Below are 20,485 nucleotides of genomic sequence, written 5' to 3' on the forward strand. Positions count from 1 at the left end.
CTGTATTTCATGCCTGCCGCCCGATCTGTGCCGGTTGAGACAGGGCCATGGCCAACTCGCGCACCTGGCGCTGGTCGGCTTCGTTGATGTGATGCAGTTGCTGCCCGAGGGTCGGTGCACCGAACACTCCACGCAGTCCCTGGTTGAGATCGCTCTGGCGCCATTGGCTACCGTTGAACACGTTCATTTCGCTGACACCTGGCACATCGCGACCGAAGATGTTGGCGAAGGTACTGCTGCCGAACACGCCACCCTCGCCACCGCCAAAGCCGAGGAAGCCGCCCTGGCTGCCACCGATACCGCTGTCGCTGCTGCCGAAAACCTGGGCGATGAAGCTCGGCGCGCTACCGGCGGCTCCGAGGAAGATGGTGCCCAGCGGTTGCAGGCCGCCACCCACGCTGCGCACCTCGAAGAGCGAGCCGGGAGCCAGAGGCGAAATGCTTTCGTTGATGACGATGCCCGGCACCTGCGGTTGCGCAACCGGCGCCTGGGACACGCCGGGAATGTCGGGCGGGCTGACCCGGTATTCCAGATCCCCGACATCCTGGGTCTGCACGCTTTGGCCCAGGCTGGTCAGGGACTGCACCAGCAAGTTGCCGACGCCGTCCTGGATACCGCTGCCCGGTGCATTCAGGCTCAGGGACAGCGCACCCTGCCCGCGCAGATCGCCGACGACGATACGGTAAGTCTGCCCGTTGATCTGCTGCACCGACTGCACCACGCCACTGGCAGTGGAAGTACCGAGCACACTGAAGTCGCCGGCATCCACACCACTGACTGCCTCGTCGAAGGTCAGTATGAAACTCAGGCTACGGTCGGTCGGCAATAGCGGCCCGTCAACCACGATGCTGCTCGGACTCGGAGCACGGGCATCGACGAGGATGCCGCTGGTATTGCCGACGTTATTCAGAACGATATTGGCGTCGTTGCCCATGGCATCACGCAGGGTGCCGCCGTTGGCGTCGATGCTCGGAACAACCGCGAAGGTGCTGTTGCCGGCCATGCCGCTGGTGACGGTAAGGCGGAAGGTCAGCGCCGTGCTGTCGGAGCCGGACAGGTAATCGGCGTAGACCATCTGGCCGTTGTCCAGGGTAATGGCCAGGCGTGGGGTGCCGCCGCTGCTGTCCACCCGCACCGCCTCGTCGGTGTTGACGGTGAAGTCCAGGGTCTGCCCGGCGGTGTAAATCCCGCTGGCCGGCACCGTCACGCTGGTCACACTCGGCGCGACGCGGTCGATGCTGTAGCTCGCGCCCGCCAGGCCACCATTGAGGGCGTTGCCGGCGGCATCGGCAATGCCGGTACCGCTGGCGTTGAGGTTGAGCTGCACGGTGCCGGTGCCAGCCAGGTTGTCGACCAGCACGGTGTAGGTGCGGCCATCGACGCGGGTAACGCTGGCGATGCTGCCGCCAGCCGAACCGCCGAGGGACAGGGTGAAATCGCTGATATCGACCCCGCTCACGTCCTCGCTGAAGGTCACGGTGAAGCTGGCCGAGCCGCTGTTGGTCGGGGAGGCATCCACCCGCACGATATTGCCGGGGATCGGCGCGGAGGTATCGACGACCACACCGCCGGCAGTACCGGGCGCGTTCAGTTGCAGATTCATATCGTTGCCGGCGGCGTCGCGCAGGGTTGAGCCGTTCAGGTCGATACTGCCCGGCAGGCCGATGCCGGCGCTGGCGTTGTTGCCGGCCTGGATGGTGTATTGGAACACCAGCGCCGAGGTGCCGCTGCCGGAAACATAGTTGGCATAGAGGGTCACGCCACCGATGTCGAGCGCCAGGCGCGGCGTACCGGCAACAGTGACAACTTCGCTGGCATTGACGGTGAAGGTCAGCACCGAACCGGCCTTGTAGCTGCCGTCTACCGGCGGCACCACACTGACCACGGTCGGGTCGACGCCATCGACATTGAGCGAGCCAAGGGCGGCCACGTTGTTCAGGGCAACCTCGGTGGTGTTGCCGGCCAGGTCGGTAATTGCCCCGCCATGCAGGTCGATGACATTGCCCAGACTGACGCCGGTGCTGTCGAGCTGACCGCTGAGGACAGTCATGCGGAACACCAGGGCGCTACCGCCGGAGCCCGACACGTACTCCGCATACACGGTGCCGCCAGTGTCCAGGGTGACGGCGATACGCGGCACGCCAGTGCTGGTATCGACCGTCACCGCTTCACTGAGGTTGACGGTGAAATCGAGGTTCTGTCCGGTGATATAGGTGCCATTGCTCGGTGCGCTGACGCTGCCCACCACCGGTACCACGCCATCGACCACGATATTGCTGCGCCCGCCGAGGGAGTCGGCACCGCCCACGGTCGGCAGGGTCAGCACCGCCAGATCGCTGGTGTTGTTGGTGATCACTGCGCCGTTCATCTGCAGCGCCGCGGTGCTCTGGAAGTCCAGGTCGGTGCTGGTATCGCCGGCCTGCACGGTGTACTTGAACACCAGGGTATTGCTGCCGGTGCCGCTGACATACACCGCGTTGCGATCGATCAGGCCGGTCTCCAGCAGCAAGGTCGGGCTGCCACTGCTGAGGTCGACGTTGACCACCTGGTCCCAGGTCATGCTGATCAGCACTTCGTCGCCGACCTTCACGGTGCGGTCCAGGCCCTGGGCCGAGACGTTGGTGACCTTCGGGTTCACCGGGATGACGTTGATCGAGATGGTATCGACATCGGTCTTGGCACCGCCGGTACCGGAGTTGCCGTTGTCGTTGGTCTCGATGGTCACGCTGGCCGCGCCAAGGTAGTTGTTCGCCCCCTTGAAGGTCAGGGTCTGCAACGCGGCATTGATGTTGGTGCGGTTGCCCTCGATGGTCATGGTGATGCTGTTCTGGCCAGTGCCGTTGGCCATGTTGATGCCGGTGAGGCTGCCCAGGCTGAGCGTGCCGTTGACGGCGGTCAGGGTCACACTCATCAGGCCGTTGCCGGAGTCCACGTCGCTGATCGAGATGCTGTTGCCGTTGGCGGTGTTGAAGCCGAGGGCGACGTTCTGCGAGGCGGTCTGCGCGCCCGGCACATTATTGACCGGCGCATCGTTGACCGCGGTGACGTTGAGGGCCACGGTCTTGGTGTCGGTCTGCTCGCCGCCGCTGCCGCTGAAGCCGCCGTCGTTGATGTTGACCGTGAGGATCACGCTGGCGGTGGCGTCCTGGGCGGTCTTGAAGGTCAGGCCGTTGGCGGCGATGAAGAAGTTGATATCAGCCAGGCTGCCGGTCAGGGTCAGCAGGCCGGTACCGGAGCCACCGACGGTGACGCCCAGGCCGGTGGTGGCGCTCAGGGTGCCGCTCGGTACCGAGAAGGTCGCAGTGACGGCGTTGATGCCGGCATCGATGTCGTTGAAGCTGATGCCGGTGATCACGCTGGACACGTCTTCGGTCACGGTGATGGACGGCGGCACCGCGACCACCGGCGCATCGTTCACCGCCGTGACCTGCAGGGTCATGGTGGTGGTGGCGTCGGAGACACTCGTGGTGTTGACGTTGATGGTCAGGGTCACGTCGCCACTGGCGTTGGCCGCCGGGATGTAGACCAAGCGGTTGTTGGCGATGAACGTGTTGATGTTGGCCAGGGTGCCGCTCAGGGTCAGCGCCGTCGCACTGCCGCCCACGGTCACGCCACCCGCACCGCTGGCGCTGAGGGTGCCGGTGCCGACCGAGAAGGTCACGATGCCCAGGGTCGAGTCCACATCGCTGAAGGTGATCGAGCTCAGCGCCGTCGGGATGTCCTCGGTGATCGATTGCGAGGTCGGGGCGCTGATGGTTGGCGAATCGTTGACCGCGACGATGGTGATGTCACGGGTCACGGCGCTGGACGAGATATCGCTGCCATCGGTCACGATGAACTGCACGGTACGGGTCGTGGTGTTCGGGCTGTCCGTGGAGTTGCCGTAGGTCACTGCCCGCAGCGCGGCCTGGAACTGCGCGGTGGTCGCCAGATTGCCGGCGGACGTCAGGGTCAGGATGCCGGTGCCGGCATTCCAGCTGCCGACGATATTGCCCATGGACACGCCATCGTTGACGAAGGCCAGGGTGTCCTGGGAGCTGTCGTAGGTGAGCAGGCGCGCGGTGGCACGATTCGGGTTCGGGCCGTCCGGGTCGGACACAGTCAGGGCCGAATCCACGACGATCCGACTGGAAGGGGTGTTGTTGGCTTCGGTCCAGACCGCCACGCTGCCGGTCACGGTCACCACCGGGGCGTCGTTGACCGCAGTGACCACCACGCTGGCCGTGTCGGTGGCGGTGGAATAGGCCGAGGCACCGCCGGACGTGGTGGTGTTGACCTTGTCGCCCTGGAAACCGGCGGTGCCGTTGGTCTGGTCCCAGGCCTTGTAGGTAATGGTCGCGGTTTCGCCGTGGATGCCGTCCGGGACGAAGCGCACCAGGTTCTGCGCGGTGAGGATCAGCGCCGAACTGGTGGAGACGACACCCACATCGTTCCAGCTGCTGCCGGCGTCGGTGCTGAACTGCCATTTGCCATAGGTGGCGGTCAGGCCAGTGATCGCCATGCCCTTGGCCGCGCCGGTGTCGACGTCGCTGACACCGCCGAGCAAGGTGCTGACCAGCGCGCCGGCGTTGCCGGTCGAGCTGTCGGTGAGCCCGGTCAGGGCCGGCACTACACCGATCATCACCGGCGCATCGTTGACCGAACTGACCACCTGGTTGGCCGTCCCGGTAGCGCTGGAGAATGCCGTGGTGCCACCATTGCTGGTGGTATCGGCTAAGCTGCGGATGCCGTTGGCGGAAGCAGTTCCGGTGGTCTGGTCCCAGCCACGGATGGTGAGGGTGGCCGTTTCGCCGTTGGCGCCGTCCGGGACGTAACGAACATAGGCGGTGGAGTTCAGCAACAGCCCGCTGGTACCCGAAACTGCGCCAAAGTCGGTCCAGGTGCTGTTGTCGGTAGAGTACTGCCAAGTCCCGTTGCCGGTCTTGCCGATCACCGCGATACCGCGCAGGGCGCCGACATCGGGATCGTTCATGGTGTAGTTGGACAGCATGGTCGAAACCAGCACGCCGGTGGCGGTGGTGTCTTCGTTGATGGTCGCGAAGTTGTACGGACCGCCGGCAAGGACCGGCGCATCGTTGATGCCGACCACGGTCACGCTGCTGGAAATGCCCACGGCGGTGGTGTTGATACCACCGTTATCGGTACCGCCACTGTCGCGCACGGTGCTCAGGGTCACCACGCGGCTGGCCGTGTTCGGGCTTTCGCTGTCGTTGCGGTAGGCCATGGCGTTGAGAATGGTCTGTGCCGTCGCCGTGTCCATACCGTTATTGCTGTTCACGGTGATAGTGGCGGTGCCGCTGCTCACCGAGACCGTGACCACCGCACCGTTGTTCGTGGTCGTAACGTTGGTGCCGTTGACCAGGGTCACATCGGTGCCGTCGATCACCAGCCTCTCGACCGCGCCGTTGGCCACATTGGTGACGGTGAAGGTCATCTGGATCACCTTCTGTCCGGACTCGACGGTGTTGATGGTCGCACCGCTGAACAACTGCACCGCTGAGCCGTTCTCGGTGTAGGTCGGGTTGGTACCGGTGGCGTTTACCACCGGTGCATCGTTGACCGGCTGGACGGCAACCGTGACCACGGACACCGCGCTGTTGCCGCCAGCGCCGTCGTCCATGCTGATCGACACGCTGCGCGAGGTAGTGCTCGGGTCGACGGTGTTGGAGTTGCGGTAGGCCAGGTTGTGCAACAGAGCCGCGGTGGTGGTCGCGGTGGCCTCGCTGGTCAGGGTGATGACCAGCGCGGTGCCGCTGTTGCCGCCGGTGAAGGTCCCGATCTCCAGGCCGTTGTATTTGATCGAGGTGCCGTCGACCTGGATCTCGTTGGCGCCGTTGCCCTGGTTGCGGATGAATAGCACGTCTTCGGCAGCGGTGCCGCCGCCGGTGACCTGCACCGTCAGCTTGCCGCCGTTGAAACTGGACGAGTCGGCGTCGCTGACCGTTGCGTTGCTGTTGACGTCGAGCAGTACATAGGCGCTGTCTTCGACATAGGTGGCGGCATCGCCGTTGAGGTTGCCAATTACCGGTGCCGCCACCGTGGACGTGGTGAAATTCAGCGTGGTGTTGTCCTGGATGCCCTTGTAGACCTGCCCGTTGGCGTTGGCGAACGCCTTGTTGTCGATACGCACGGCATAAGCCTCGCCCGCCACCATGTCGGCCGGCGGGTCGATGGTCCAGGTGGTGCCGGAGCCGGTGACCGCGCCGCTGCCTACGGCGATGGTCTGGATGATCGCGTTGTCGCTGGTGCGCACGATATAGATGTTGCCCGCGCCCTTGCTCACTGACTGGTCGAAGGTCAGGGTGATGTTGGCCGCCGGAGAAACACTCTGCGAGTTGTCGGCAGGCGTCGCGCTGACCAGCTTGGGGAGGCTGCCGCTCTGGTAGAAAACGCTGGCTGCGACGCCCGCCGCACTGCCTACTACGTCGGTATCTCCATCCCCGTCAAAATCACCGATGCGGAAGTTGGTGAACCCGAAATCGACCATGGTCAGCCCGGCGAAGGGCGACGCGGCTCGAGCCACAATGGTGAAGGAGCCGTCCCCATTATTAGTGCCATAGTTCCAGTCGCTGCCGTTGGTGCCAACCTGCCAGAACACATCGACGTCGCCGTCACCGTCGAAGTCGCCCCAGAGGGACCGAGGACCATAAGCAGGTGCCGGGAAGCCAGCAGTGGAACCCTGGGTGAAAACACCATTGGTGTTAATGTACAGCGCGCCTGTCGTGTTGTTGAGGGTGTAGAGAATGTCGAGGTCGCCGTCTCCGTCGAAGTCGATAACCCGGTAGTTGAACTGGCTGTACGCCGCCAGTGTTAGCCCGGCAAACGGCGACGTCGACTGGGCCATGTCGGTGAAGGTGCCATTACCATTGTTCAACGCATAGCGCCAGCTGTTGTCAGCGTCCACGCTGCCCGGCTGGTAGAGAATGTCGGCGGCGCCGTCGCCGTTGAAGTCGCCCACCACCAGGCGCACGCCATATTGGGTGCCATTGAAGCCGCTGGTGTTTTCGCGGGTGAAGACGCCGTTGGTGTTGCGATAGAGATAGGCCGGCCCAAGGGTACTGGTGACGCCCAGCAGGTCGGTATCGCCGTCACCATCGAAGTCAGCAGCGTAGTAGTTAGTGCCGCTGGTGGGGGCATCAATAAGCGTGACGCCGGAGAATGGCGATGCTGCCTGGGTCACATCGGTGAACGTGCCGTTGGCGTTGCCCGCAGCAAAGCGCCACGCCGAACCGGCAACGCCGACCTGATAGAGAATGTCGTCGCGACCGTCATTATTGAAGTCGCCGATGACCATCTTCGGCAGGTTCCCGGTCGCCAGGACCGGGGCAGTGTTGTTCAGGCCGCCGCTGAAGCTGCCGGCCAGCAGCCCGTCGTAACCTGCGAGTTGCGCTCCCACTGCGGTGGTTTCGATGGCACCGCTGGTGCGTTCCAGCGTCCAGTTGCCGCCCAGCGCCGTGCCGCCGGTGTCATCCGAGGACGCCGCCACATCGGCCCCCGTGATCACCGCCAGCTCGTCGAGGAAGGACTGGCCCTTGGCGGTTTCGCCGACATTGCAGCCGTAGAGCATCAAATCGCCGTCGGCCTTCAGCGCGGCGCCGATGCTTTCCAACGCCTCGCGATGCTCGGCGAGGTTGCTGCTGGCCAGCCACACATTGCCCATCTGCACGGTGCCGTCGGCGCCGTGGGACAGCAGGTGGATGGCGTCGAGGCTCTCGCGCCCCCGGAGATAGTCGGCCATTTGCTGCAGACCGTCTTTGTCCGGATCGAGAATGACCACCTCAGCATTGCCCGAAAGGCCCTGCAGCAGTTCACCAACATTGGTCACTTGTCCGTCGACAAACACTACTTCCTGGCGCTGGCTGCCCTGTTGGCCACCGCTGGCCGTCGCTGCCGCCGGGGGCACGCTCTTGTCAGCGGAAGTCATGTCCTTGGCTGGATCGGCATTCGTCTCTGCATCCTGGGCAACCACACCCACTGACGCATCGAACATGATCCGCGGCTCCAGGGCCATCAACAGCGGTGCCTGGACGGCATTGACCGGCTGCGGTTGCTGGCTGGACTTGCGCGAGAATCGCTCGATGAATTTCATACTGCACCTCCTGGTGTGCCCTGGCACCGCCTGCTGCGGCGATGCACTGGAAAAAGTGGCGGTGCCCTGGGGTAGCGCCGGTTGTAGCGATCAGCCGCGGGTCGGGTACTGCCCCTGCATGGCGATGATGTAGTTGACGGCCAAGTACGGGTTGATCACCGACATCGGTAGGCTCTGGCCATTGACAGCAGCGGTGATGTTGCCGCTCAGGGTCGGGTTGTTCGACGCCAGCTTGATCTGCGCCTTGCTGGCGTCCGGAGCGTGGAACAGGCTGACGGCGTTGCCGCTGCTGTCCACCGGCAAAGCCAGGAAGCTACCCGCGACCGGTTCGGTGAGGTTGGCTTCGACATTCAGCACCGTGGTCGGGTCTACCTGCACCGTCAGGTTGGAGGTAATGGCGTGGGTGTGTATCGGCATGTTTGAAGTCAGTTGGGTGATCTGCGAGACCCCACCGACCTGCCCCTGGACGTAGGGCGGCGCGCCGGTTGCGCTGTTGCCGTAACCGACCGGAACACGGCCCTGGAGGTCCGGCAGCGCGAAGGTCGACAGGCCGTTACCGCCATAAATGGTGCCGAGCAGCGAGTAGAGGGCAGAGTTCTGGGTAATGGACATGACCTGCCCCATGCACTGCGCCCAGCCGTAGGGGGCGAAGTTGAAGCCCACTATCCTGATTTCACCGAGATATTGATCAGACATCAGACACTTCCTTACGTTGACATGCGTTGGTGAAACCCTGGGAACGGAACCGTCAGTTGCTGGTGCATACACGGTTGCTGTGAATCACCGCTTCAAGCACATGCCGGCCATCGGGCTCGGGCTTGACGGGCGACATCAACAGCATCCAGGGCAGCTCGCGCCCCGGACCGAAAAGGTTGAACACCGCCTGTGGCAGCTGGACCCCGGCGGGCAGCGCGATCAGCAGCGAGTAACAGTCGTAGTCCGGCGTCATCGGCAGCCCCTCGCGGACTTGCAGCAGGCTGACCTTCAAGCCCTGCTCGGGCGTGATCTGCAGCACGAAGCCCTCGGGATCGGCGCCTTGCAGCTCCTCGCGAGTGGGGATGGGGGGAACGGTCGGGTCGCTCATGAAATCTTCCTGGAGAGTGCCTGCGGTTGGCGGCGCATTTGCAGGTACACGCCGTTGTTTCCGCAAACGACGAAGCCCATGCGCCCGTAAAGACGCTGCGCGGGGTTATAGGTCTCGACATACAGGTTCACGATCAACCCCAACTCATCGGCACGCTGCAGTTGCTCCGCGATCAACGCAGAGCCGATGCCACGGCCCTGGTACTCGGGCAGCAGGATGATGTCGACCAGGTTCATCGTGGTCGGCCCCCAGAACATGTAGATGCGCCCGATGGGCCGCCCTTCATGCTTGATGATCCAGAAATCGGCATCGTGGTAATGGGCTTGGTAATAGCTGTGCTGGGCGTGGAACTGCTGGCTGAGAAAAGTTGCGATCTGTTCGGCGGGCCAGCCGCTATGGGACATTTCGAATGCACGCGAACCGGCATACAGGCGCTCGATAAAGGCCATATCGCTTGCATCTGAGGTCACAAGTGCACGGAGCGTCACGACGGGCTTCGACATCTATGCAATCACCTGCCTGAGCGGTTGTTTGTTGTTGTTTTTGGCGTCAACTTCAAGGCAGCCTGAAGCTGTCTTTAAGTGCAATCAAAGTGATAGCAGATTATCTCAACGTTGAAAAAACCACTATTAAAATCCGCTCTCTCGAACACCAATTGCTGCCACCCTTCGCCATGCCGCCGCCAGCAATGACTCTGCCTTTCCGTCCAACACCACCACACCGCGCAGTGGGTGTGAAACCTGCTCCGGCGCGCCCTCTCCGAGCGTGAAACGCGCACCATATTGGGCTTGCAACGGCTGAGCCCTTTTTTCCTCATCGCGTCTTACCGCGATGGTCCCTTGATGATCGGAAACCAAGGCTTCCTGATCGATAAAGGAGACGCCATTGGCATCCACATCCTGAAGCCCGACTGCCAGCGAATCGCGCAACACATCGTCCGCCACGAAGTGCCCGGTGGAGCCCGGCGCCACTCGCCACAGATCGGCTTCCGCAACGTAGCCGCGCAGGCGCAACCCGCCTTCGGCGACCTGGGCCAGCGGCACATCGGCTGCAACCCAGCGAGCGGGTGTGAGGTTTTCCAGTAGATCACGCACTTGGCCGGCATGTGGCGCGCGCAGGCTCAGGCGTTCACGCTGCGCTACCAGGCCGCGATACTCGGCCACGGCCTCGGCCAGACGCTGTTCGAGGATGCCGCTGTCGGCAGCGGTTTCACTGCGACCGGACTGCCGACGCAACTGCAATTGGACGATTTCAATCTCGCGACGCGTGATAGTCAGGCGTGATTCCAGATCCGGGGATTCCAGCTCTACCATTACCTGATTCTCGGCTACCTGCTGCCCGTCCTTTACCAGCACTTCGCGAATTCGTGCCGGGACTGGGGCATGCAACGCACTGACCCGCGAAGCCTCCAGCATCGCCGGCACTTCCACGCCGCTGCGCCAGGGCGCCAGCAGAACAGCCAATAGGCTCCCCAAGACGACACCCAGCACCAGCACTTTGCGAGGATGAGCCTTGTCTCGGTGCTGCCACCAGTACTGCCACTCGCGCCAGATCGGCAGGCCGATGAACCAGGCCAGCTCGACCACCATCAGAAAGATGCCGAGCACCTTGAAGAACAGGTGGTAGACCGCCAGGGCGATACCCAGGAACAGCACCGCGCGCCAGACCCACGACGCGTAGCCCCAGCACAGCAGTCGCCGCCGTAAAGCGGGCGACCAGCGTTCGGGCGGTGCCTCGCCATAGCCGAACAGGGTTTCACGCAGATGCCAGCGGCATAAGGCATAACCGCGCCCCTGCAGGTTATCGACGCCCCACAGGTCGCTGAGCAGGAAGTAGCCGTCGAAGCGCATCAGTGGGTTGATGTTGATCACCAGAGTAGTGATCCAGGTGGCGCTGGCCAGCATGAACGCCGCAGTACGCCCTGCCCCGTCCGGCAGCAGCGACCAGGCGAGCAAGGCGATACAAGCCAGCAGCAGTTCCGCCAGCATGCCGCCGGCACCGATGAGCAGGCGCGTGCGCCGATCCTGCACACGCCAGGCATCGCTGACATCGGTATAGAGCATCGGCAACAACACCATGAACGCCACGCCCATGCTCGGCACCCGGCAGCCGGCACGCTTGGCCATGTAGGCGTGACCGAACTCATGGCAGAGCTTGGCGAAACCCAGGGCGATGGCGAAAGCCGCCATGCCGCCGAGGCTGAGCAGATGCGGGAAGGTGGCGAGGAAGCGCTCCCAATCACGCATCACCAGAAAGGCGCCGAACAGCAGCACCAGTGGCAGGCCTATGCGCAGCAGGCTCGGACCGAAGCGCTCCAGCCAGGGCCAGGTACGGTTGAGAAAGGCATCAGGCCGCCATAGCGGAATACGAAAGAACAGGTATTTGTGCAGGATCTGGGTCCAGATGCCCTGGCGCTGGCTGGCGGCCTTGACCACATAGCTGGCGCTCTGCTCGGCATCGCTGGCGCTGATCAGGTCGTGCCCGCGAAGAAATTTCAGCAATTCTTCCAGCGACTGCGGCGTGACTGGCGGGCCAGGTTCGGCATTGGCTGTCTTGAGCACCTGCAGTGCATCGCCCAGCGGCCAGTGGCGCAACAGGCGCATGGCCGGTGCGCCGAGCTTGAAATACTTTCCGCGCAGCGGATCGGCCAGAGTCCATTGCGGCGAGCCGTCCAGCCCCGGCGTGGCCACCGAGAGCTGCAGGTCCGGACGCAGTGCCGGCAGCATCACAGCCCCACTGCCTGACGCAAGGCCGCCAGTGGTCGGCGCAGCAGGTACAGCGCCAGCGGCGCACGCTCACCGAACACCTTGGCCGTACCACGCAGGCCGATGCGCGGCGGCGTGTTGGCGAATGCAGCATCAAGACGGTAGGCAAGCTGTCCCGCTGATGTGCTCTGGGCCTGGTAGGCGGAGCGCTCCAGCGTGGCGTTGTGCCGATTCAGCGGATCGCTGTCGAGAAACAGCGCGACTGCGGCGCCCGGCTCCAGACCGATGGCATCGGCCACCGGCAATTCGATACGCAGTTCGGCCTGGGCCGGATCGGCAATTTCCAGCAGACGCTCACCGGTGCGCACCGGCTTGCCGGTCCAGCGCTGGGCGTCGGCGAACACCGCAATACCATTGCGTTCGGCACGCACTTCGCTGCGTGCCAGCAGATCGCGGGCATAGTCTCGCTCGGCCCGTTTCTGTTCGACACGAGCCGCCAACAGATCAAGCCGGGCACTGGAGTCGGCATCGGAGAATGCCCGCTGGCTATTGGCCTTGAGCTCGGCCTCGGCGACACCGAGGGTACGCTCGGCAACATCGGCCTGGGCTTTCAGGCTGGTGGCGTCAAAACGCACCAGCACCTGCCCGGTCTGCACGGGCTGGTTCGGTTTGACCAGGAACTCGGCAATCACGCCATCCAGCGGTGCGGCAACCACCTGCCCATTGCGCGGCACCACCTCGGCGGGTGCCAGCACCGACTGGCGCACCGGCACCAGCAGCACCAGCAAAAAAGCTGCAGCCAGCGCCCAGCGAGTACGGGCCGGCCAGCGCAGGCGCCACGGCTTGCCCGGCTGCAAGGCGCGCCAGGCATGGCTATAACAATCGCCCAACTGTGCCAGCAGCACTTGCTCGGCGTCGTTCCAGGGATAATCACGGGCCAGCCAGAGGCCGCCGAACACCTGGCCCTGGCGGTCCGTGAGCGGCAACCAGAAAGCATGGGGGGCAGATAGCGCCTGCCAATCGTCGCGGCTGGCCTGATCGACACTTTCCGGCGGCACCACGCCGGCCAAGGCGAAGCGCTCGCCAGCGGCCAGGCGCGCGCCCAAACGCTCGATAAACACCACGAACGGCGCGTTCGGTTCGACCACACTGACCCCGGTCAGGGCACGAACCTTGCCGGTGATCAGCAACGCCGCATGGCGATAGCCGAACAGCGGCTGGCCGTCGTTGACCATGCTGTAGGACAGTACTTCCGTCGATGCGGCCGCACGCGCCTGACGCTCCAGCTTCAGGTAATGCGCCAGAAGCTGTTCGAGGATGCCGGGGACAGGAGCGTTCATTGACTCTCCGCGAAGCGCGCAGTACCGCTCATGCCGGCCAGCAGACCAAGCGTATTGGCCGGCACGCTGCCGATCAGCAGCAGCGTCTGGCTGCCTTCGTCGATACGCGCACCGAGACGCTTGACGACCGCATCAATAGGCACGCCGGTTTCATCGGGAATGAAACTGAATGTCGAGCCGGGCTTGAGCCGGCCCACCCAGCGCGACGGCACCAGCAAATGGATATCCAGGGAACGGTTGTCGACGATCTCCAGCAAGGGGGCGCCGCTGGCAACGCTCTCGTGGGCCTGGACCCGCTTGCTTACCACTTGGCCGTCGAACGGCGCCTTGACCTGGCAGCGCTGGACCTGCACCTGGTAAACCTGGGACTCCGCCTGGGCCTGCGCATGGCGCGCCTCGGCCAGCGCCACTTCAAAGCGGCCTACAGAGTTCAACGCCGCCAGTTGCTGCTTATTGTTCAGCTCTTCACGAGCGGCACGCACAGCGGCGGCAGAAGCATTGGCCTGGGCCTGATAGGCGCTGCAATCGAAGCGCACCAGCACCTCGCCCTTTTTAAAAGCCTGGCCCTCGGCATAGGGCACCTCCACCACCCGACCAGGCAGTTCACTGGCCAATACCGCCTGGGAGCGAGCACGCAACACACCACGAACTTCGCTGGTAAGCGAGCTGGCTCCGTCAAGCAATGGATCAATTTCGTTCATGGCCTGGGCTGCGCCATTTGCCAGTGCCAGCATCACCATCCATGCAATCCGTTTCATCCCGCCACCTGACAATTCGTACACGCAGCCAAGGGATCGGCTACCTTCTTCAAACCCTGATTACCGCTGGTCGAACTCTTTGTTCGCTGGCCCGCATTACTGCGCCCACAAGTCATCGACTTCAGATGATCAAGAAGATAAGCGAGGCACAATTTGATGCGCAGTCCATTCCATCGGAGTCAACGAACAGACAGAGCCTTCAGTGAAACGCGAAGAATGCCCGACAAGTAGGCCATGTGCCATCTATTAGTCGCGAATTGGCTCTCGACGGAGCCAACCTTCAGCCTGGGAGCGAACGCGGGAAGAGCCGTGGGTCAAATCGTTTTTGGCTCGCGGCCTTATCGCACGCATCAGCCGAAAAACCAGTAGCAAACCAGTATCGCCGCCATCACCCCGGCGAAATCAGCCAGCAACGCACAACCCACCGCATGCCGGGCGCGCTGGATGCCAACGGCGCCGAAATACACGGCCAGTACATAGAAGGTGGTTTCGGTACTGCCTTGCACGGTCGCCGCAACCAGTGCCGGGAAGCTGTCGACGCCGTGATTCTGCATGGTTTCGATCAGCATCGCCCGCGCCGCGCTGCCGGAGAATGGCTTGACCAGCGCAGTGGGCAGTGCCTCGACGAAGCGGGTATCCCAGCCCAGCGCCTCGACCAGCCAGCGGATGCCGTCGAGGCCGAACTCCAGCGCCCCCGAGGCGCGCAAGGCGCCGACCGCCACCAGCATGGCGACCAGATAGGGCAGCAGGCTCTTGGCCACATCGAAGCCTTCCTGGGCACCCTCGACGAAGCTTTCGTATACCGGCACCTTGCGCAGCGCGCCGACCACCAGAAAGGTGATGATCAGGCCGAACAGGGTCAGGTTGCCAAGCAGTGACGACAGCTGCGCCAGTGCCACCGACGACAGGCTGGCCAGCAGCGCCATGAAGGCGCCGAGCAACAGCGCGCCGGGAATCAGGTAGGCCAGTACCACCGGGTCCCACAATCGCAGGCGCTGCATCAGCGCCACCGACAGCAAGCCGGCCAGAGTCGAGGCGCTGGTGGCGAGCAGGATCGGCAGGAACACCAGGGTCGGGTCTTCGGCGCCCTGCTGCACGCGGTACATGAAGATCGACACCGGCAGCAGCGTCAGCGACGAAGCATTGAGTACCAGAAACAGAATCTGCGCATTGCTCGCCGTGGTACTCGACGGATTGAGTTCCTGCAGGGAGCGCATGGCCTTGAGGCCGATGGGCGTGGCAGCGTTGTCCAGCCCCAGGCCGTTGGCGGCGAAGTTGAGGGTGATCAACCCCAGCGCCGGATGGCCGCGCGGCACCTCGGGCATCAGCCGGGCGAACAGTGGACCCAGGGCGCGACCCAACAATTCGACCAGCCCGGCCTTCTCGGCTATGCGCAGAAAGCCCAGCCACAGGGTCAGGGTGCCGAACAACAGGATCATCACTTCCACGGCCAGCCGGGCCATGGCGAACAGGCTTTCCACCAGCGCGGCGAATACCGCCGGATCGCCACCCACCAGCCAGCGCACCAGCGCCGCCACCAGGGCGATCAGAAAGAAGCCTAGCCAGAGGCCATTGAGCATATGGTTTTCCCCGCAGATGATTGCGCGCGATGATAACGGCGCGCAAAGGCGACGGCCATGCGCACGGCTGCTGGCAATTCATGAGGGAATGTAAGGAGGGATGAGCCAACAGGTTCTGGAAAACGACCTGCCGGGTTGTTACAGGTATTGCAGCCGCCCTTGCGGGCGGCTTGTTGCATCAGACACGCGGCCCACGACCTCGACCGAAGATCAGCGATGCTACGAACAGCACCAGAAAAACCACGAACAGAATCTTGGCGATACCTGTCGCAGTACCTGCGATACCACCGAACCCGAGTACGGCAGCAATGATGGCGATGATCAGGAATGTAATGGCCCAACTCAGCATGGTGTGACTCCTCTTCGGTTCAGAAACAACTTCAGCGGGATCGCCAACTGACGACCGACTGGCTCTACTACTCAGAAAACCCAGCGCTGCTCCGACCGCAGCGGCATGGTCTCGACCCTGCTCGCTGCCTGTCCGGTTTGCACGATCCCTATTGGTTGAGCGTCGTACATGCGGATTCGTTCCACCGATTCATGAGGTGTCTGGCTGAGCGGTTGTGACATCGGCTGTTCAGCACCAATGAGCAGCGTAACCACCGCAGCGGTGAGAAAACCTTTACTAACCAGTGAGAAACGCGCTTGACGATTCATTCTCAACTCCCTCCAGGCATACGTACAAACTGTCTGTGTTCAGTGGTTCTATTGCAGCCGTCATGCCAGCTCAATTAACTTAATTTTCTCTTATTTATCAAGGAGTTATTCAAAACAAAAACGAGACCTCCAACTTAAATTGCACGATAGGACAATCGCTCTCGTGCGCTTTGCATGACCGCTGAAGACCGCCCATTCACGAACCCTGATTGAGCCGGTGCATACGCTCGTGGCAGGCCCGGATTTTCGGTAGTTCAATGGCCAACAGCGCCCGCACATCCGGCTCGGCGGTTTTCAGCGCATCCTCGAAGGCGGCGAGAATGCGCTCCTCGGTCTGGTCGAGCTGATCCACATAGACCGCATCGGCATGCCCGAGACGCGCCTTGGTGTCGGCGTACATTTCGCGCAGTTTTCCAGCCAAGGTGCCGCCCTGCGCCGGCTGCTGCTGATGCGCCGCAACCTTTACCGACAGCGCCTGGATGATATGCGTCTTGGCCTGGGCCATATCTCGAAAAAGATGCTGCAGTTCGACGTCCTTCACCTCCTCCATCGCATGCTGGTAGAAGTGCTGGCCGTCGCGCGTGATCTCGATGAGCTCATTGAGTTGTGTCATGTTCTGGTCCATGGATCCTCCGAATACGAGTGCAAACGCATCGCTGCAGGAGCCGCAAGCCGCATGCCAGCTGGAAAATAAAATCTTTGTCATGAAAATCAGCAACTTGCCTTGCCGTTTCGCTTGAAAAAGGATTGCATGGTGCGGGAAAGACTCATTTGCACCGTGCAACTTGCAAGGCTTTTCGTAGACTAAAGCAGGCGCCCGAACATACGCGGCGCAGCCAACCGCACCGAGCATTTCCAACCGATTAGCCAGGCAGCGACTTTCACTGCCTGTCTGGAGCATTCATGGATCAAACGACCGATACCGGTGGCCGCATTCTTCTGGTCGATGACGAGGCCGCAATCCTGCGCACCTTCCGCTATTGTCTGGAGGATCGCGGCTATACGGTGGTTACGGCAGCCAGCGCCGCGCAAGCCGAAGCCGTCCTGCAGCGCCAGGTATTCGATCTGTGCTTTCTGGATCTGCGCCTGGGCGAAGACAATGGTCTCGATGTGCTGCAGCAGATGCGCATTCTCGCGCCCTGGATGCGCGTGGTGATCGTCACCGCTCACTCGGCGGTGGATACGGCGGTGGACGCCATGCAGGCGGGCGCGGCGGATTATCTGGTCAAGCCCTGCAGCCCCGAGCAGCTGCGTCTTTCCGCCGCCAAGCAGCTCGAGGTGCGGCAGATGGCAGCGCGCCTGGAGGCGCTGGAAGGCGAGATGCGCAAGCGCAACGATGCGCTGGGTTCGCACAGTCCAGCCATGATGGGCGTGCTGGAGACCGCCCGACAGGTGGCCGACACCGATGCCAACATCCTCATCCTCGGCGAGTCAGGCACCGGCAAGGGCGAGGTGGCACGGGCGATCCATACCTGGAGCCGGCGCTCGAAGAAGGCCTTCATCACCATCAACTGCCCCTCGCTTTCCGCCGAGCTGATGGAAAGCGAACTCTTCGGGCACAACCGCGGCGCCTTTACCGGCGCCACCGAAAGCACCCTGGGGCGAGTCAACCAGGCTGATGGCGGCACATTGTTCCTCGACGAGATCGGCGATTTTCCCTTGGCATTGCAGCCTAAACTGCTCAGGTTCATCCAGGACAAGGAGTATGAACGGGTCGGCGACCCGGTCACGCGCCGGGCCGATGTGCGCATTCTTGCCGCCACCAACCTGAACCTCGAAGAAATGGTTCGCGAAGGACGTTTCCGTGAAGACCTGCTCTATCGCCTCAACGTCATCACCCTGAACCTGCCACCCATGCGCGAGCGCCCCGAAGACGTGCTGGCGCTGGCCGAGCGTTTCCTGGCCTTCTTCGTCAAGAACTATGGGCGACCGGCGCGGGGCTTCAGCGACACCGCCATAGCCGCGTTGAAAACCTATCGCTGGCCCGGCAACGTGCGTGAGCTGCGCAACGTGGTCGAGCGCGCCAGCATCATCTGTCCGCAGGAAATGATCGAGGTCAGTCACCTGGGACTGGCGGAGCAGGCCGTCGGCAGCGCGCCGCGCATCGGTGAGCCACTGAGCCTCGAAGCGCTGGAAAGGGCGCACATTGCCGGGGTGCTGAGCAGCAGCGACACCCTCGATCAGGCCGCCCGGACACTCGGGATAGACGCCTCCACGCTGTACCGCAAGCGCAAGCAATACGGCCTATGAAACTTCAGATGAAGCTGAGAACCCGACTGTTTCTGGGTTTCTCGGCACTGATGACCGTTGCGCTGCTGGGGCTGGTGCTGGCACTGGTCAGCGTGGTGCAGATGGCGCAGAGCCAGGAAAAGCTGATCCGCGACAACTTCAGCGTCATCGAAGTCAACCAGCAGCTGCGCCAGGCGCTCGGCAACCACCTGCTCATCCTGGTGCGCGAACAGTACAACAGCGAAGCGCTCGACGAGTCCAGCCAGATCTTCCGGAATGCACTGGCCAAGGGGCTGGCCGAGGCGTCGCAGGAAAGCGACTATCAGAGCTACCAAGCCATCGGCGACGCCTACGCCAGTTTCCTCAATGAACTGCAGTCCGCCTCCACCACGAAGCTGACGCTGCTCGAAGACAATACTCTGAGCCAGTCCTTCAATCAGGTGCGCGAACTGATGGTCGCCATGCAGCAGAATGCCTACGACCAGATTCGCGATACCGAAATGCGCAGCCGCGAGCGATCGCAGCTGCTGGCCGGGCTGCTGGGTCTGACCGGCGTGGCGGTGCTGCTGATCGGCTTCGTCACGGCGCACGGCTTCGCACGCCGCCTCGGCGACCCCATCGAGCAGTTGTCGCGAGTCGCCGACCAGATCGGTCGTGGCGACTTCAATATCAGCCTGCCCGCCACCCCCATCGCCGAACTGTCCACTCTGATCCGGCGCTTCGGCCTGATGTCGCAGGCCCTGCATCAGTTCAAGCAGACCAATGTGGAAGCTCTGATCAATGGCCAGCAGCGCCTGCAGGCCCTGCTCGACAGCATCGATGACGGCCTGTTGATCGTCGATCGCCAGGGTCGGCTGGAACATGCCAACCCGGTCGCGCAACGACAGCTGGCGTGGGAAGACGAGCATATCGGCTCGACCCTCGGCCAAGCCCTTGGCTATCCCGAACTGGACGTGGCGGCACAGCAGGTTCTGGCTGACAGGCCGCTGTCCGACCCGCCGCAGGATCTGGTCATCGAGGCCGATGGCGAACGTCGACTGCTGGCCTGGCGCATAAGCCCGGTGAATCATCACAATGGCCGGATCAGTGGAGCCGTGATGGTGCTGCATGACGTCACCGACCAGCGCACCTTCGAGCGTGTGCGCAACGAGTTCGTGCTGCGCGCCTCGCACGAGCTGCGCACGCCAGTGACCGGCATGCAGATGGCCTTCAGCCTGCTGCGCGAACGCACGCAGCATCCGCCGAACAGCCGCGAGGCCGAGCTGTTCGAGACCGTGCATGAAGAAATGCAGCGCCTTGTCACCCTGATCAACGATCTGCTGAACTTCTCGCGCTATCAGAGCGGCCAGCAGAAACTCGACCCCATCCCCTGCGATGCCGGACGGCTGCTCAGCGAGGCCCGGCAACGCTTCCTCGCCACGGCTGCGCCGAACGCCATAGAGATCATCCTGGAACTGCAGTCGCCGCTGCCCACACTGCTGCTCGACCGCCAGCAGATGGAACGGGTCTTCGACAACCTGCTCAGCAATGCACTGCGCCACACCCCGGACGGTGGCGAGATACGCCTGCTGGCCCGACACCACGGCGAACGGGTGATCCTGAGTGTCGAGGACAATGGCGAGGGTATTCCCTACAGCCAGCAGGCGCGAATCTTCGAACCTTTCGTGCAGATCGGTCGGCGCCGGGGCGGTGCCGGTCTGGGCCTCGCCCTGTGCAAGGAAATCGTCCAGTTGCACGGTGGCCGTATCGGCGTGCACTCGCGGATCGGCCACGGGACCATTTTCTATATGGCACTGCCGGTTTAGAGTCTGTCGTTGCAGAGCCGTGGTGAGACACCACCGTAGGAGGGGCCTTGGCCACGAATATTCGGCGCGCAAAAGCTTCGCGGGCATGGCCTGCTAGGTTGCCCTTCGTGGGAACGGGCCATGCCCGTGAAGTGATTCCGCATCGAAGCATGCACCTTTGTTCGCGGGCATGGCCCGCTCCTACATAAACCTGGATTACGCCTTCGGCTAATCCAGGCTATGACCGACTTTGCCGCGC

At 63.0% G+C, this 20,485-nt stretch carries 12 protein-coding genes and 2 pseudogenes; 2 read left to right on the forward strand and 12 right to left on the reverse strand.

Annotation, left to right across the window (positions count from 1 at the left end; translation table 11 throughout):
• Positions 1 to 7: 7 nt before the first annotated feature.
• From ACYCFC_RS15020 to ACYCFC_RS15075, 12 genes and pseudogenes are all read right to left on the reverse strand, one after another.
• Positions 8 to 8,089 (reverse strand): DUF4347 domain-containing protein, encoded by an 8,082-nt coding sequence (locus tag ACYCFC_RS15020; RefSeq protein WP_459652095.1) that lies wholly within the window; start codon positions 8,087 to 8,089, stop codon positions 8 to 10.
• 90 nt (positions 8,090 to 8,179) lie between these two features.
• Positions 8,180 to 8,785 (reverse strand): phage tail protein, encoded by a 606-nt coding sequence (locus ACYCFC_RS15025; protein WP_459652096.1) that lies wholly within the window; start codon positions 8,783 to 8,785, stop codon positions 8,180 to 8,182.
• Between the two features lie 52 nt (positions 8,786 to 8,837).
• A complete protein-coding gene (locus ACYCFC_RS15030; RefSeq protein WP_459652097.1) occupies positions 8,838 to 9,173 on the reverse strand; it encodes a DUF6916 family protein in 336 nt (111 codons plus the stop codon).
• A complete protein-coding gene (locus ACYCFC_RS15035; protein WP_459652098.1) occupies positions 9,170 to 9,676 on the reverse strand; it encodes a GNAT family N-acetyltransferase in 507 nt (168 codons plus the stop codon). The genes ACYCFC_RS15030 and ACYCFC_RS15035 overlap by 4 nt, the downstream gene beginning before the upstream one ends.
• A gap of 126 nt (positions 9,677 to 9,802) precedes the next feature.
• Entirely contained in the window at positions 9,803 to 11,902 is a 2,100-nt protein-coding gene (locus tag ACYCFC_RS15040) for an efflux RND transporter periplasmic adaptor subunit (RefSeq protein ID WP_459652099.1), read from the reverse strand.
• A pseudogene (locus tag ACYCFC_RS15045) lies at positions 11,899 to 12,903 on the reverse strand (efflux RND transporter periplasmic adaptor subunit); the annotation flags it as partial. The pseudogene ACYCFC_RS15045 and the gene ACYCFC_RS15040, both read right to left, overlap by 4 nt.
• Before the next feature lie 83 nt (positions 12,904 to 12,986).
• Positions 12,987 to 13,218, reverse strand: a pseudogene (locus tag ACYCFC_RS15050) (HlyD family secretion protein); the annotation flags it as partial.
• A complete protein-coding gene (locus ACYCFC_RS15055; RefSeq protein ID WP_459652100.1) occupies positions 13,215 to 13,976 on the reverse strand; it encodes an efflux RND transporter periplasmic adaptor subunit in 762 nt (253 codons plus the stop codon). The gene ACYCFC_RS15055 and the pseudogene ACYCFC_RS15050, both read right to left, overlap by 4 nt.
• A gap of 350 nt (positions 13,977 to 14,326) precedes the next feature.
• Positions 14,327 to 15,556 carry a nucleoside recognition domain-containing protein gene (locus ACYCFC_RS15060; protein ID WP_459652101.1) on the reverse strand — a complete coding sequence of 410 codons (1,230 nt, stop codon included), beginning with the start codon at positions 15,554 to 15,556 and terminating at the stop codon, positions 14,327 to 14,329.
• Between the two features lie 178 nt (positions 15,557 to 15,734).
• Positions 15,735 to 15,905: a DUF1328 domain-containing protein gene (locus tag ACYCFC_RS15065; RefSeq protein WP_003282841.1), complete on the reverse strand. Its 171-nt coding sequence runs from the start codon at positions 15,903 to 15,905 to the stop codon at positions 15,735 to 15,737.
• A gap of 71 nt (positions 15,906 to 15,976) precedes the next feature.
• Positions 15,977 to 16,213, reverse strand: coding sequence for a hypothetical protein (locus tag ACYCFC_RS15070; protein WP_181082490.1), 237 nt, complete (start codon positions 16,211 to 16,213; stop codon positions 15,977 to 15,979).
• 196 nt (positions 16,214 to 16,409) lie between these two features.
• Positions 16,410 to 16,838, reverse strand: a complete 429-nt coding sequence (locus tag ACYCFC_RS15075) for a ferritin-like domain-containing protein (protein ID WP_181082491.1) — start codon at positions 16,836 to 16,838, stop codon at positions 16,410 to 16,412.
• A gap of 278 nt (positions 16,839 to 17,116) precedes the next feature.
• Between ACYCFC_RS15075 and algB the strand changes: the two genes are divergently transcribed.
• Complete coding sequence (gene algB / locus ACYCFC_RS15080) at positions 17,117 to 18,463, forward strand: sigma-54-dependent response regulator transcription factor AlgB (RefSeq protein WP_181082492.1); 1,347 nt, start codon at positions 17,117 to 17,119, stop codon at positions 18,461 to 18,463.
• Positions 18,460 to 20,247: a KinB sensor domain-containing domain gene (locus tag ACYCFC_RS15085; protein WP_459652102.1), complete on the forward strand. Its 1,788-nt coding sequence runs from the start codon at positions 18,460 to 18,462 to the stop codon at positions 20,245 to 20,247. The genes algB and ACYCFC_RS15085 overlap by 4 nt, the downstream gene beginning before the upstream one ends.
• Positions 20,248 to 20,485 lie beyond the last annotated feature (238 nt).

The organism is Stutzerimonas sp. NM35 (assembly GCF_054604355.1).

Bases quoted from the DNA above. Each gene is read 5' to 3' on its own strand.
- ACYCFC_RS15020 (WP_459652095.1), bottom strand. From the start codon at position 8,089: ATGAAATTCATCGAGCGATTCTCGCGCAAGTCCAGCCAGCAACCGCAG.
- ACYCFC_RS15025 (WP_459652096.1), bottom strand. From the start codon at position 8,785: ATGTCTGATCAATATCTCGGTGAAATCAGGATAGTGGGCTTCAACTTC.
- ACYCFC_RS15030 (WP_459652097.1), bottom strand. From the start codon at position 9,173: ATGAGCGACCCGACCGTTCCCCCCATCCCCACTCGCGAGGAGCTGCAA.
- ACYCFC_RS15035 (WP_459652098.1), bottom strand. From the start codon at position 9,676: ATGTCGAAGCCCGTCGTGACGCTCCGTGCACTTGTGACCTCAGATGCA.
- ACYCFC_RS15055 (WP_459652100.1), bottom strand. From the start codon at position 13,976: ATGAAACGGATTGCATGGATGGTGATGCTGGCACTGGCAAATGGCGCA.
- ACYCFC_RS15060 (WP_459652101.1), bottom strand. From the start codon at position 15,556: ATGCTCAATGGCCTCTGGCTAGGCTTCTTTCTGATCGCCCTGGTGGCG.
- ACYCFC_RS15065 (WP_003282841.1), bottom strand. From the start codon at position 15,905: ATGCTGAGTTGGGCCATTACATTCCTGATCATCGCCATCATTGCTGCC.
- ACYCFC_RS15070 (WP_181082490.1), bottom strand. From the start codon at position 16,213: ATGAATCGTCAAGCGCGTTTCTCACTGGTTAGTAAAGGTTTTCTCACC.
- ACYCFC_RS15075 (WP_181082491.1), bottom strand. From the start codon at position 16,838: ATGGACCAGAACATGACACAACTCAATGAGCTCATCGAGATCACGCGC.
- algB (WP_181082492.1), top strand. From the start codon at position 17,117: ATGGATCAAACGACCGATACCGGTGGCCGCATTCTTCTGGTCGATGAC.
- ACYCFC_RS15085 (WP_459652102.1), top strand. From the start codon at position 18,460: ATGAAACTTCAGATGAAGCTGAGAACCCGACTGTTTCTGGGTTTCTCG.